Genomic DNA, 13,810 nt, shown 5'->3' on the forward strand with positions numbered 1-13,810 from the left:
GATAGTTATCGAGGGTATTTTTTTGCTCTTTTTATACTTGTATAGGTAAGTTAAATAATTAAGTTTATATTTTTCAGACATTTATGATAAATTTTTACTAAGTAAAAGGTCATTTTTTTCTGTAAGCTGGCGGTCCACATTTAGCACGGAGTCAGCGATGAATAAACCTCTTTTAATTTCTTCTCATGATGCTGCATTCAAACGCTTCATGATGAATATTAGTAATGCTAAGGATTTCTTTTTTATCCATTTATCAGACGAATTAAAAAGCTATTGTGATTTTTCAACTTTAAAGCTACAAAATTCCTCTTTTATCGATATTAAATTACGTTCTCGTATGTCAGATATTCTCTACTCAGTGAAAACCAAAAAGGGGAATATCTCAATTTATTTCTTAATTGAGCACCAATCTCGACCAGATAAAATGATCGCTTGGCGTATGATGCACTATGCGTTTTGCACGATGAATCAGCATCTACAGCAAGGTTACACATCTTTGCCGTTGGTTGTTCCTATCTTGTTTTATCATGGCAAACGCAAACCTTATCCTTTTTCTGTCAATTGGTTAGATTGTTTTCCGCTTTCTACATTGGCAAATCAACTCTATCTTAATAATTTTGCATTAATTGATTTGAATTCAATTGATGATGAAATTTTATTAACACATAGAAAAGCCGCTGTAATGGAAATTGCAATGAAACATGTGAACAGTTGCGATGATCTTGATAAGTTAGCGATGCTTCTCTCAAAAGCGATAAATCAGAAAAACTGCAGTGATGAAGACACTATCGCTGTTGTACAATATTTATTCTCAATTATGGACGCGGCGGATTTTGAATCCATCATAAATAAGATAGCTGAACAAGTAGATAACCATAGAGAGACGATTATGAATATTGCATGGCGGTTAGAAAATAAAGGATTTAAATTAGGAAAAATGGAGGGGATAGAGATAGGTAAAAATGAAGGTATAGAGATAGGTAAAAACGAAGGTATAGAGATAGGTAAAAACGAAGGTATAGAAATAGGTAAAAAGATAGTACAAATACAATTAGCAAAAAACTTATTAAAAGAAAATGTTGAGTTGGAATTTATTGAACGAATAACTGGTTTAAGTATACAAGAACTTAAAATATTGCTTTTAACTTAATGAAATAGTTAGTTAACTTAATCTTTTTAAGAAAAATTTATTGTTATATCTAACGTATTGATATTATTTTTAATTATTTATTACTATGTGTTATGTAATAAAACCGCGATTATATTTATTAAAAAAAATAAATTAAAACGCGGTATTATTTTATCTCTATTAACGACCTAAATAGTTATCCCAATCTTTCCATACAGGCTGTAATCCTCGTGTTTTGAGGGCATTAATTACATCACTGACATGACGATTATCATTAGGTGAAAATTGCTCTAACTCCTCATGACTATCAGAATAACCACCGGGCTGAGTTTTAGAGCCAGCGCTGATATTATTGATGGCTAAAGGTACTGTATTATCGCGAAAGTAAGGCGATTCACGTGTTGAAAGGGAAAGCTCAACATCGGGGGCTAAAATACGAAAAGCACAAATCAACTGAACTAATTCTGCTTCACTCATTACCGATGCAGGATTAAGCCCACCAGCACATGGGCGTAGACGAGGAAAGGAGATAGAGTAACGACTTTTCCAGTAACGTTTTTGTAAAAATAGCAGATGCTCAGCCACCATATAACAATCGGTACGCCATCTGTCAGATAAACCAATTAGTGCACCTAAACCAATTTTATCAATGCCGGCTTGCCCTAATCTATCAGGGGTTTGTAACCGCCAATGAAAATCTTGTTTTTTTCCTCTTAGATGATGCAACTGATAAGTGGGTTCATGATAGGTTTCTTGATAAACCATTACACCATCAATACCGAGCGTTTTTAATTCAGCGTACTCATTTGTCGCCAGAGGTTGTACTTCCATCATTAATAAACTGAACTGCTGGCGAATAAGCGGTATATATTGACGGAAATAATCCATACCAACTTTTCTTTGATGCTCTCCTGTAACGAGTAGCAGGCTATCAAAACCTAATTGCCGAATGCTATGACATTCAGCAAGGATTTCGTCTTCATTTAATGTTTTGCGCTTGATGGCATTACTCATTGAAAAACCACAATAAGTGCAATCATTAGCACATAAATTAGAGAGGTATAGTGGAACATATAAACCGACAACATTACCAAAACGTTGTCGAGTTAGTTGCTGGGCTCGTTGTGCCATTGGTTCTAAATAATGTCGGCCAGCTGGGGAGATCAGCGCCATAAAATCATCAAGAGTTAAAGTATGATGAGATAAAGCAGTTTCAACATCTTCACAAGTTTTACTATTCAGTCTTAACGTGATGTCATCCCAATCTAATTGTTGCCAATAATCAGAAAATGTTTTCATTAGAAAGCCTCTAAATATTGGGTTAATGGGCTAGAGGCTTGTGCTTGCATATGTGTTATTGCAGTCGGTACAGCCAGTCCAGATTGTCGAGTAAGCTCTCCAGCATCAATTGCAGCTTTAAAAGCTTGAGCCATTAAAACTGGATTTTTAGCTACGGCTATGGCGGTATTGACGAGTACAGCATCCGCACCCAATTCTAAAGCTTCAAGAGCATGGCTTGGTGCGCCAATACCAGCGTCAACAACAACGGGTATTGAGGTTTGTTCAATAATAATCCGCAAAAAATCGCGAGTTTGTAAACCCTGATTGGAACCAATAGGTGAACCTAACGGCATTACAGCTGCGCATCCTACCTCTTCTAAGCGACGGCATAATACCGGATCAGCACTGCAATAAGGTAAAACCACAAAACCTTCTTTAACGAGAAGTTCAGCCGCCTTAAGTGTTTCTATTGGATCTGGAAGTAGGTATTTGGTATCAGGATGAATTTCTAATTTGATCCAATGGGTATCAAAGGCCTCTTTTGCTAATCGTGCAGCAAAAACGGCTTCTTGTGCTGTTTTTGCACCAGAAGTATTAGGTAATAATTTTACCCCTAATGATTTAAGAGGGGCGATTAGATCATCATTGCCATTTTTTAAATCAACACGCTTCATTGCCATTGTGACTAATTGGCTACCAGAGGCTTTAATGGCTTCAGCCATGAGTGTTGGTGTCGCAAATTTACCTGTACCAGTAAATAACCTTGATGTGAATGTAGTATCAGCAATTTTCAACATATCAGCCTCCCGCAATTGCTTGAAAGAGAAGAATTGTGTCACCCTCATTGATCATTTGTGTATTCCAGTTTTCACGCGGAATAATGATGTCGTTGATAGCGAGTGCCACCCCCATAGAGGGTTGTTTTAACTCAATAAGGAGCTGGCTTATCGTGACAGGCATATCCAGAGAATAACGTTCGTCATTTACGGTAATATTCATGCTAACCCTCGACAAACAGGACAGTTTTTTGATGGTGTTAAGCGCAAGGTGCTCCAATTTTGTTTTCTACCATCGAACAGACGTAGTTTTCCACTTAACGTACTTGGTAAACCTGCAAGTAACTTAATTGCTTCAAGTGCCTGCAGAGTACCAATGACCCCTACAACGGGGCCTAGAATTCCAGCTGTTTGGCAATTGCGTTGTGGCTCTTTGTTATCAGGATAGAGACAGTGGTAACAACCATGCATAAAAGGGGGCTCAAACACGATCAACTGACCACTAAATCCAACGGCACTGCCACTAATAAGCGGTATTTGTTGTTTAACACAGATACGATTGATTGCTTGGCGAGTGCTCATGTTATCAGTGCAATCTAAAACTAAATCGATGTTTTGAAGCAACGTAGAGAGAAAATCATCATTAACACGTTGTTTATAGGTGGTGATTTTAATGTCAGGATTTAAGGCAAGTAGAGCCTGTTTGGCGATGTCTGATTTTGCATCCGGGATATCTTGAGTGCGATAGAGAATTTGACGCTGTAAATTCGAGACATGCAAATTATCATCATCGACTAAAATAAGTTCACCCACTCCTGCACCTGCTAGATAAAGTGATGCTGGAGAGCCTAACCCACCTAAGCCAATAATTAATACTCTGGCTTGCTGTATTTTGGTTTGCCCTTCTAAGCCTATATCTTCTAACATCACTTGTCGGCTATAACGCATAAAATCATTATCATTTAGCATGATGGTTTTCCCTCTACTAATTCTAATAATTTAAGTGTTACCTGTTGCCAGTCTGATGCCTTTGTTATTGCACTCACTAAAGCAACTCCACCAACGCCAGTTGCTACGACATCAGAGACTTTTTCTAGAGAGATCCCGCCAATAGCAACGGTTGGAAAATCATGAGTTTGTTCTACTTGATGTTTGAGTGCTCTTAAACCTTGTGGCTTTGATGGCATATCTTTCGTCGTCGTTGGAAATATATGCCCTAAAGCAATATAAGAGGGAAGTAACCTTTTTGCTCTTTGTAGTTCAGTGTCATTATGGGTGGAAATACCAAGACATAAACCTGACTGTTTAATAGCATCAAGATCGGCAATGTCGAGATCTTCTTGTCCAAGATGAACACCATAAGCGTGATGTTTAATGGCGAGTTGCCAATAATCATTGATAAATAATCTTGCGTTATACTCACGGCCTAATTTGATTGCAGTGATTATATCTTGTTCAACATCTTTGGGCTGTTTATCTTTGATGCGTAATTGGATCGTTGTTACACCTATTTTCAACAGGCGCTCAATCCATTCAATAGAATCGACAACAGGGTAAAGCCCCAACTTTTTTTCGGTTGGGGCAAAAGCCGAATTAGAGGATCTGTTCATTATCAGCTACCTCGGAACTGGCTATTTCTGCACTGTGGTATAGTTCGCTACCATGGGCTTTAAAGGCTTGTGACATTTGCTCCATACCTGCTGCATAATCACGCACTTCTTGTGTTATCTTCATTGAGCAGAATTTAGGTCCACACATAGAGCAGAAGTGAGCGACTTTCCCCGATGCTTGAGGTAAGGTTTCATCGTGATATTGACGGGCAGTTTCAGGATCAAGTGCTAGATTAAATTGATCTTCCCATCGAAACTCAAAACGGGCTTTAGACATGGCGTTATCACGAATTTGAGCGCCGGGATGTCCTTTGGCAAGATCAGCAGCATGGGCGGCGATTTTATAAGTAATAAGACCTTGTTTCACATCTTCTTTATTGGGGAGTCCGAGATGCTCTTTCGGAGTGACGTAACAGAGCATGGCACAGCCAAACCAGCCAATCATTGCAGCGCCAATACCGGAAGTAAAATGATCGTAGCCAGGTGCTATATCAGTTGTTAGAGGGCCTAATGTATAGAAGGGGGCTTCATGACAATGCTCTAGTTCTTCCGTCATATTGCGACGTATCATCTGCATTGGTACATGACCTGGGCCTTCAATCATGACTTGTACATCATATTCCCAAGCAATCTTTGTTAATTCACCCAAGGTATGTAATTCAGCGAACTGTGCTTCATCGTTAGCATCTTGGATAGAGCCAGGTCTTAGACCATCACCTAATGATAATGAAACATCATAAGCGGTGCAGATTTCACAAATCTCCCGGAAGTGGGTATAGAGGAAATTCTCTTTATGGTGTGATAAACACCACTTTGCCATAATCGATCCACCACGAGAGACAATGCCCGTTAAACGTTTTGCGGTCATAGGAACATAGCGTAATAGGACACCTGCATGGATAGTGAAGTAATCTACCCCTTGTTCCGCTTGTTCTAATAAAGTATCACGGAACATTTCCCAAGTGAGATCTTCTGCAATACCGTTAACTTTTTCGAGAGCTTGATAAATAGGAACAGTACCAATAGGGACTGGGCTATTACGGATGATCCATTCACGTGTTTCGTGGATATAACGTCCAGTTGACAGATCCATCACCGTATCGGCCCCCCAACGTGTTGACCAAATCAGTTTTTCTACTTCTTCTTCGATAGATGAGGTAACCGAAGAGTTGCCGATATTAGCATTCACCTTAACTAAGAAATTACGGCCAATAATCATCGGCTCAGATTCTGGGTGATTAATATTGGCAGGAATAATGGCACGGCCGGCGGCAACTTCTTGGCGTACAAACTCAGGCGTAATATTGTCAGGTAAATGTGCACCAAAGCTAAATCCGGCATGTTGTTGGCGTAATACTTCGCTACGAATACGTTCTCGCCCCATATTTTCTCGAATGGCAATAAATTCCATTTCTGGCGTAATAATACCTTTGCGAGCGTAATGTAATTGCGTCACTCTCTTATTATTTAGCGCTTTTCTAGGGCTGGGTTTTAACGGAAAGCGTAGATGTTCTAATCCTGCATCAGTAAGGCGTTGTTGAGTGAAATCAGAACTTAAGTGTGAAAGAGGTTCGGTATCATTACGCGCATCAATCCATGGTTGGCGAATTTTTTTTAAGCCAAGATTAACGTCAAGTTGAGAAGTTGGATCACCATAAGGCCCTGAAGTGTCATAGACTGGAATAGGTTCATTCTCTTCAAAAATAGGATCTTCTTTTGAGCCACCGATTAGGGTCTTATCAAGTTGGATCTCACGCATTGGCACTTGAATATCTGAACGAGTACCAGTGATGTAAATACGTTTTGAATTGGGAAAATTAATACCTTGAATAGTGCTAATAAAGGATTGCGCTGCATCGCGTTGTTCTTTACGTGGGCGCTGTTTATTCGCAGTGGGCGAAACATCTTTAATAGAGATAGTTTGATTTTTGGACATAGCATTTCCTAATAAATATCAATCAAGCACAAGGCTTGTCGGGTGAATATTGAGAAAAATGCTTGTCTGGAGGCCGCAGGGAGTATCGACAGATAAGAGTGTAAAAAATAGACACAATGAAGCTATCTAAAGGTCGAATGACTCTTGTTCCCTTCGCGGGTATTAGCCCGATCAGGTTCCGCGGATCCCGAATTAACGGTCTCAGCCTGTGTTAAAAATAGCCTTATAAACACTAGGCACTCCGACAAGAATGCCCACAGTATATTAAAGATCTTAAAAACTACAAGCCCGATAATGATTATTTATTTAACTGCCAGTAGCACTGTTGCCATTCTTTTTCTGTTGCTATTTGGCTTAATCTTTCATCGGCGTTAATGGTGATAACCTCATTTGCTTGATAGCATAAAGGGAGATCGTTGGCTGAGTCAGTATAGAAATAAATATAAGAATTATTAATGTTGTTTTGTTCTTTCCACTGATTGAGTCGAGTGACTTTACCCTCTCTAAAGGTAGGAATACCCTCAATATGGCCTGTATAATGATTATTTTTTATCTGCATATCAATGCCCATAGAAATATCTGCATTAAGTTGTTTTGCAATCGCATGTACCAGAAAAGACATAGTTGCAGAGATAATGATAACGGGGATATTTTGTTGTCGGTATAGGTTTATGGTATTAATGCCTTGGGGATAGAGCAATGGCTTGATTATGGTATGAGTAAAATCAGTAACCCATTGATTTATTTCTTCGATGCCATACTGATTAAAATAAGATAAATGTTGGTGTAAGTACTTATTTATATTGAGCCTTTCTGCGTAATAGTCAGCGATCATTTGTTTATCTAAAGCTAAAAAAGCAGGATCAGTGACTCTCTTTTTCTCCCGCAAGTAATTTGTCCATAAACAGCTAGAATCTCCGGCTAACAGTGTTTCATCTAAATCAAAAATAGCGATCTTATGTTTCGTTATATTTGTCATTCGAGTGAACCTTATTTATAAATATAATTTATATTTTTACCATGGAGTATAGATGAATTTTGGCGTGGCGACATAATTCATTGAGCGGCTCTTGTGAAAGAGAGTATCCTCTATTGTATATCATTAACTAAGATAGAATTATTACTATGCATTTATATACGCTAACAGGTGGTGAAAAAGGCTGGTGGACAGTCAGCCTAGGCGGCCGAGTTTGGTTACCCAAAGGTGAACTTCCATTTGGTTTAGCAACAGATTGGGGACTTGTGGGTAAACAAGCCAAAATTGTTGGGGAATGGCAAGGAGAAAATGTCTGGCTGATTTATGACAAAATGGAAAGCGATATGTGTTCACCAAGGCTTATCGCATCTCAAGATGAAAAGTTATTTAAATTAGTCGGTCGTGGTGTTCAACTTGCTGAATTTTATCGTTCTCATCGGTTTTGTGGCTATTGTGGGGCTAAAATGCGCCATAGTGAGAGTGAATGGGCATGTTTATGTGATAACTGTCATGAGCGTTATTACCCACAAATAGCACCTTGTATTATTGTTGGTATTCGTAATAAAGATAAAATTCTATTAGCACACCACGTTAGGCATAAACATTCACCACTCTACACCGTTTTAGCTGGTTTTGTTGAAGTAGGGGAAAGCTTAGAAGATGCGGTAGCTCGCGAAGTTTTTGAAGAAAGTCATATTCATATTCGCAATATTCGTTATGTTTCTTCACAACCATGGCCTTTCCCTCATTCTCTTATGATGGGTTTTCTTGCCGATTATGCAGGGGGAGAATTACGACATGATCCTTCGGAATTAATCAGTGCAGCATGGTATCGCTATGATGAGTTACCACAAATACCACCTTCTGATACTATTGCGCGACGTTTAATAGAAGATACGATAGCGAATATTAGACAAGATGAAGAAAATAGCTAAATAAAGGTGTTGTCTGCCAACTGTTATTTTTCCAACATGTTACACTACACGCTATTTTGCGGCCCTATTACTATTAATGGAGTTAGACATGAGTGAGTTGAAAAACGACCGCTATTTACGTGCGCTGTTGCGCCAACCTGTTGATGTCACCCCTGTTTGGATGATGCGTCAGGCAGGCAGATACCTTCCTGAATACAAGGAAACACGAGCACAGGCGGGAGACTTCATCTCATTGTGCAAAAATACCGAATTGGCATGCGAAGTTACCTTACAGCCTTTAAGACGTTTTCCTTTAGATGCCGCTATCCTATTTTCTGATATTTTAACTATCCCTGATGCGATGGGATTAGGTCTGTATTTTGAAACAGGGGAAGGTCCTCGTTTTAAAACACCGATAAATAGCCTTGATGATATAAAAAAATTACCTATTCCTGATCCGGAAGATGAACTAGGTTATGTCATGAATGCGGTACGTGCTATTCGTCATGCATTGCAAGGTAATGTGCCATTAATTGGTTTTTCAGGTAGTCCATGGACACTAGCTACTTATATGATTGAAGGTGGAAGTAGTAAGGCGTTCACAAAAATTAAAAAAATGATGTATAGCGAGCCACAAGCTCTGCATCTATTACTGGATAAACTGGCGGATAGCGTTATCCTTTATTTGAATGCTCAGATTAAAGCAGGGGCACAATCCATCATGATCTTCGATACATGGGGAGGTGTGCTAACAGGACGCGATTATCAATTGTTCTCATTACAATACATGCATAAGATTGTTGATGGTCTTATTCGTGAGAATGAGGGCAGAAAAGTTCCGGTCACCTTATTTACTAAAGGTGGTGGGCGTTGGTTAGAAGCGATGGCAGCCACAGGTTGTGATGCATTAGGACTTGATTGGACGATTGATATCGAAGATGCTCGCCGTCGAGTCGGTGATAAGGTTGCCTTACAAGGTAATATGGATCCTTCTATGTTGTATGCGCCACCAGCAAGAATAGAACAAGAAGTCGCTACGATTTTAGCTGGCTTTGGCAAAGGTACTGGTCATGTCTTTAATCTTGGGCACGGTATTCATCAAGATGTTCCACCAGCGCATGCTGGAGCATTTATTGATGCGGTTCACCGTCTATCGAAGCCTTATCATCAGGATAATGATTAATACTCAGCAATTACGTCAAGAGCAGACAGAGAAAGCTCAACAGATTATCTTAACCGACCAATTTATGGCACCAACTTATATTGCAGGTGCTGATGTCGGATTTGAAAATAGCGGTGCGGTCACTCGTGCCGCTATTGTTGTTATGCATTATCCCTCCTTTGAAATTGTTGAATATCAAATAGCCCGTATTGCAACATTACTACCTTATATTCCCGGACTCCTTTCATTCCGTGAGTGTCCCGCGTTATTAGAAGCTTGGCAGGGCATTAAGCAAAAACCGCAACTTGTTTTTGTTGATGGTCAAGGGATCGCACATCCTAGACGGTTAGGGGTGGCAAGTCATTTTGGGCTCTTAGCCGATATTCCAACCATCGGTGTGGCAAAAAGTCGTTTATGTGGTGATGATAAAAAATTAGACGACGATGTAGGAAGTACGGAAAAATTAATGGATAAGGATGAGCAGTTAGGTTGGATTTATCGTAGTAAAAAAAGATGTAAACCTTTATATATTTCTCCAGGCTATAAAGTGAGTATGGAGAGTGCATTAGCGTGGGTAAAACGCTGTATAAATGGATATCGATTACCTGAACCGACTCGTTGGGCCGATGGTATTGCCTCAAATAGGCGATTATTTGAGCAATTGAATAAGAATAAGCTCTAAATCGGCGGTAAATATGTGGATATTTTCAATTTTCAGGTAAACTGCGGCTAAGTTAAGAAAATGAGTAATCACTAATGTTGAAGAACCCGATCCATTTACGTTTAGAAAAGCTTGAAAGTTGGCAACACTTAACGTTTATGGCGTGCCTGTGTGAGAGAATGTATCCAAATTATCAGGTATTTTGTCGCGAAACAGGATTTACTGATCCAACCCTGTATCGTCGTATTCTCGATCTAGTTTGGGAAACTTTAACGGTAAAAGATGCGAAGGTGAATTTTGATTCTCAATTAGAGAAATTAGAAGAAGCTATTCCTGATGCATCACAGTTTGATATTTATGGTGTCTATCCTGCAATCGACGCCTGTGTGGCACTGAGTGAGCTTATTCATTCTCGTTTAAGTGGTGAGTCACTCAGTCATGCTATTGAAGTGAGCAAAATTTCGGTTGGAACTGTTGCTACACTTGAAATGACACAAGCAGAAAGAGAAATGTCTGAAGAAGAATTAAAATCTCTTGCTGCGGTCACTGAAGAGTTCGATATTCAATGGGAAATTTATCGCCTACTTGTTGAGTGCGAAGAAAGAGATATTGAACTAATAAAAGGTCTGCGTACAGACCTGCGCGAATCTGGAATGAGCAATATCGGTATAGAATTAACGCACTAAATCAGAAAAACGTGATTTAGTGCTTGAAAAGCGACGTTTAAAGACTTCACATTACCCCCGTGTATGTTCTACATTGGGTACGAAAAGAAGTGGCTCAGGTGTTTTGCTTAACTGACTCTCTAAAAAAGATGAATTAAGTTTTTTCACCAGATGTTTTTCAAACGATAAAACATACTTTAAGGACTATTTTATGAACAAAGCTGAATTAACCGAATCAGTTGCTGAAAAAGCGGATCTGACAAAAACTCAGGCAAAAGCTGCTATTGAAGCGTTTATCGACTCAGTAACAGGTGCTCTGAAAGAAGGTGATTCTGTCCAGTTAGTTGGTTTCGGTACATTCAAAGTGAATCACCGTGCAGAGCGTACTGGTCGTAACCCTCAAACTGGCAAAGAAATTAAAATTGCAGCAGCTAACGTTCCTGCATTTACTGCCGGTAAAGCACTGAAAGACGCAGTAAAATAATTCCTTTGAACGGAATGAACAATAGAGGGGGAGTTGCTCCCCTTTTGTTGAGACGACAGGGGCTGTTAGCAATAGGGTTCTCTTTTTTGCTCAGCGCCTGCTCTTCTTCTCCACAACTACCCGAATTTTCTGCAACGGGCTATATTGCAGATGAAGGGGTTGTGCGGCTTTGGCGTTTAAATAACAAAACATCAGAGCCTCAAGTGATTATGAGTGTCTATAGCTTTTATCAAAAGCCTGAAACTGTTGTCACTTTTTATGAGTACCGCCAAAATAGATTATGGCAAATTCGCAGTGAAATCGTTAATCCCTCCCATCCTTCCTCTTGGCATTTACGTTTAAATAAACGTGGCGAAGTTATCTTTATGCAACAAGAGTATCAAGGACAAAAGCGCCCATTAACAGAAGATGAACGTTTAAAAATGGTATTTGCAGCCAGTCGAGAACGAGAGATCAGTAAGGCATTGGCAATAGGTCAGGTAAAGTTAGTTCAAGGAACCTGGTATCAAGATACATTGACAACATGTGCGGGTGAAAAAGTGAATGTATCATTTGAAGCACCAGAACAACGTTGGCTAAAACGTAGAACACAGCATCTAACTCGTCCCGCTTATGTTGCTTGGCTGGATTCCCCCGAAGGTAACCAGTTGTTAATGGTTGCAGAACACGATTTTTGTAAATGGGAACCAACAAAAGAGAGTTTGTGATCACTCCCTTTTGCTGTTTTAACTTACTTTTTTAAACGCGCAATGGCACGATAGCCGATATCATGGCGATAGAAACAGCCATACCAGTGAATACTTTTGGCTAAAGCATAGGCATTATTTTGAGCTTGTTCGATATCTTCCCCTAAAGCAGTTGCACATAATACTCGGCCTCCTGCTGTAACAACTTCACCTTGAGCCGTTAATTTTGTTCCTGCTTGAAATACCTTAGCTGTTGAAGAAGATGTTGCTGTTAGTCCCTCAATAATATCATTTTGGCGGTAGTTATCAGGATAGCCACCGGCGGCCATTACAACACCTAAAGCGGGGCGGGGATCCCAAATGGAGTCTTTACCGGCTAGTTCGCCTTTTGCACCCGCTAAACAGAGATCAACTAAGTCTGATTGCATGCGCATCATAATAGGTTGCGTTTCCGGATCGCCAAAACGGCAGTTAAACTCAATGACTTTGGCAATACCTTGCTTATCAATCATTAAGCCTGCATAAAGAAAACCTTGATAGCGATGTCCTTCGGCAGCCATGCCTTTGACAGTTGGATAAATGATGTTATCCATGACTTGCTGGTGGATTTCAGGAGTAACAACCGGTGCAGGAGAATAAGCCCCCATTCCGCCGGTGTTTGGGCCTGAGTCACCATCACCGACGCGCTTATGATCTTGACTTGTTGCCATTGGAAGTACATTTTCACCATCCACCATAACAATAAAACTGGCTTCTTCTCCATCAAGAAATTCTTCAATAACAATACGGTGTCCTGCATCACCAAAAGCATTACCTGCTAACATATCTTTTATCGCATTTTCTGCTTCGGTATGTGTCATGGCAACAATGACACCTTTACCCGCAGCTAGGCCATCCGCTTTAATCACAATAGGTGTGCCCACTTTATGGAGATATTCAAGTGCAGGCGCTATTTCAGTAAAGTTTTGATAAGCTGCTGTTGGGATATGATGGCGGGCTAAAAAATCTTTTGTAAATGCTTTCGAACCTTCTAGTTGTGCCGCACCTTTGGTGGGGCCAAAAATCATCAGTCCCGCTTGTTTGAACGCATCTACTACACCAATTACCAATGGTGCCTCAGGCCCCACAATGGTTAAATCAATGTGATTTTGTTGGGCAAATGCAACTAATGCGGCAATATCAGTGGCACTAATATCGACGTTTTGTACGCCATGTTCTAATGCTGTTCCTGCATTACCGGGGGCAACAAACACTTGGGTTGCTAAAGGCGATTGCGCTGCTTTCCAAGCTAGTGCATGTTCACGACCACCATTACCAATGATTAAAATTTTCATAGCAATCCCTTATTAATGGCGGAAATGACGCATGTTAGTAAAAATCATCGCGATATTGTGTTCATTAGCTGCAGCAATTACTTCATCATCACGAATAGAACCACCTGGCTGAATAACACAAGTTACACCGGCCATAGCTGCCGCATCAATACCATCTCTAAAGGGAAAGAATGCATCAGATGCCATGGCGCAACCT

General features: G+C 39.9%; 16 protein-coding genes and 1 riboswitch (1 of these 17 only partly in view). Of the genes, 7 read left to right on the forward strand and 9 right to left on the reverse strand.

Annotated features, from left to right (window positions below):
* The first annotated feature begins 157 nt into the window (after positions 1–157).
* Entirely contained in the window at positions 158–1,150 is a 993-nt protein-coding gene (locus tag AACV00_RS07370; RefSeq protein WP_004246909.1) for an Rpn family recombination-promoting nuclease/putative transposase, read from the forward strand.
* 159 nt (positions 1,151–1,309) lie between these two features.
* Here AACV00_RS07370 and thiH read toward each other — a convergent pair whose 3' ends face one another.
* The 7 genes from thiH to AACV00_RS07405 all read right to left on the reverse strand — a co-directional run bounded on the left by thiH (position 1,310) and on the right by AACV00_RS07405 (position 7,711).
* The gene (gene thiH / locus AACV00_RS07375; RefSeq protein WP_004249130.1) at positions 1,310–2,428 is read right to left on the reverse strand and encodes a 2-iminoacetate synthase ThiH; all 1,119 of its coding nucleotides are present in this window, start codon (positions 2,426–2,428) and stop codon (positions 1,310–1,312) included.
* Entirely contained in the window at positions 2,428–3,207 is a 780-nt protein-coding gene (locus tag AACV00_RS07380) for a thiazole synthase (protein ID WP_036919213.1), read from the reverse strand. The genes thiH and AACV00_RS07380 overlap by 1 nt, the downstream gene beginning before the upstream one ends.
* A 1-nt stretch (position 3,208) precedes the next feature.
* Positions 3,209–3,409 (reverse strand): sulfur carrier protein ThiS, encoded by a 201-nt coding sequence (thiS, locus tag AACV00_RS07385; protein ID WP_004250087.1) that lies wholly within the window; start codon positions 3,407–3,409, stop codon positions 3,209–3,211.
* On the reverse strand, positions 3,406–4,155 hold the full coding sequence (locus tag AACV00_RS07390) for a HesA/MoeB/ThiF family protein (protein ID WP_104459785.1): 750 nt from the start codon (positions 4,153–4,155) through the stop codon (positions 3,406–3,408). Before AACV00_RS07390 ends, thiS begins: the two co-directional genes overlap by 4 nt.
* The gene (thiE, locus tag AACV00_RS07395; RefSeq protein WP_017628672.1) at positions 4,149–4,796 is read right to left on the reverse strand and encodes a thiamine phosphate synthase; all 648 of its coding nucleotides are present in this window, start codon (positions 4,794–4,796) and stop codon (positions 4,149–4,151) included. Before thiE ends, AACV00_RS07390 begins: the two co-directional genes overlap by 7 nt.
* On the reverse strand, positions 4,780–6,732 hold the full coding sequence (gene thiC, locus AACV00_RS07400) for a phosphomethylpyrimidine synthase ThiC (protein WP_004246916.1): 1,953 nt from the start codon (positions 6,730–6,732) through the stop codon (positions 4,780–4,782). The genes thiE and thiC overlap by 17 nt, the downstream gene beginning before the upstream one ends.
* Before the next feature lie 131 nt (positions 6,733–6,863).
* A riboswitch (TPP riboswitch) is annotated at positions 6,864–6,986 on the reverse strand.
* Between the two features lie 44 nt (positions 6,987–7,030).
* Entirely contained in the window at positions 7,031–7,711 is a 681-nt protein-coding gene (locus AACV00_RS07405) for an HAD family hydrolase (RefSeq protein ID WP_104459786.1), read from the reverse strand.
* Between the two features lie 146 nt (positions 7,712–7,857).
* Between AACV00_RS07405 and nudC the strand changes: the two genes are divergently transcribed.
* From nudC to AACV00_RS07435, 6 genes are all read left to right on the forward strand, one after another.
* On the forward strand, positions 7,858–8,643 hold the full coding sequence (nudC, locus tag AACV00_RS07410; RefSeq protein ID WP_004246918.1) for an NAD(+) diphosphatase: 786 nt from the start codon (positions 7,858–7,860) through the stop codon (positions 8,641–8,643).
* A gap of 88 nt (positions 8,644–8,731) precedes the next feature.
* Positions 8,732–9,805, forward strand: coding sequence for a uroporphyrinogen decarboxylase (gene hemE, locus AACV00_RS07415; RefSeq protein ID WP_004249140.1), 1,074 nt, complete (start codon positions 8,732–8,734; stop codon positions 9,803–9,805).
* Positions 9,798–10,466 carry a deoxyribonuclease V gene (gene nfi / locus AACV00_RS07420; RefSeq protein ID WP_036907196.1) on the forward strand — a complete coding sequence of 223 codons (669 nt, stop codon included), beginning with the start codon at positions 9,798–9,800 and terminating at the stop codon, positions 10,464–10,466. The genes hemE and nfi overlap by 8 nt, the downstream gene beginning before the upstream one ends.
* A 74-nt stretch (positions 10,467–10,540) precedes the next feature.
* Positions 10,541–11,131: a YjaG family protein gene (locus AACV00_RS07425; protein WP_004246921.1), complete on the forward strand. Its 591-nt coding sequence runs from the start codon at positions 10,541–10,543 to the stop codon at positions 11,129–11,131.
* A gap of 190 nt (positions 11,132–11,321) precedes the next feature.
* Entirely contained in the window at positions 11,322–11,594 is a 273-nt protein-coding gene (locus tag AACV00_RS07430) for an HU family DNA-binding protein (protein ID WP_004246922.1), read from the forward strand.
* A 14-nt stretch (positions 11,595–11,608) separates the two neighbouring features.
* Complete coding sequence (locus tag AACV00_RS07435) at positions 11,609–12,301, forward strand: DUF1481 domain-containing protein (protein WP_004246923.1); 693 nt, start codon at positions 11,609–11,611, stop codon at positions 12,299–12,301.
* A gap of 23 nt (positions 12,302–12,324) precedes the next feature.
* Here AACV00_RS07435 and purD read toward each other — a convergent pair whose 3' ends face one another.
* Complete coding sequence (purD, locus tag AACV00_RS07440) at positions 12,325–13,614, reverse strand: phosphoribosylamine--glycine ligase (protein WP_113977087.1); 1,290 nt, start codon at positions 13,612–13,614, stop codon at positions 12,325–12,327.
* A gap of 12 nt (positions 13,615–13,626) precedes the next feature.
* Positions 13,627–13,810 carry the final stretch of a bifunctional phosphoribosylaminoimidazolecarboxamide formyltransferase/IMP cyclohydrolase gene (gene purH, locus AACV00_RS07445; protein WP_113977086.1) on the reverse strand. Its footprint extends 1,406 nt past the window's final position, so the window shows 184 of its 1,590 coding nt (coding positions 1,407–1,590); its start codon lies off the right edge, out of view — the gene reads right to left on this strand; the stop codon is at positions 13,627–13,629.

It is taken from the genome of Proteus sp. G3927 (assembly GCF_963894685.1).
In the GTDB taxonomy this organism is placed as follows: Bacteria; Pseudomonadota; Gammaproteobacteria; order Enterobacterales; family Enterobacteriaceae; genus Proteus; species Proteus mirabilis.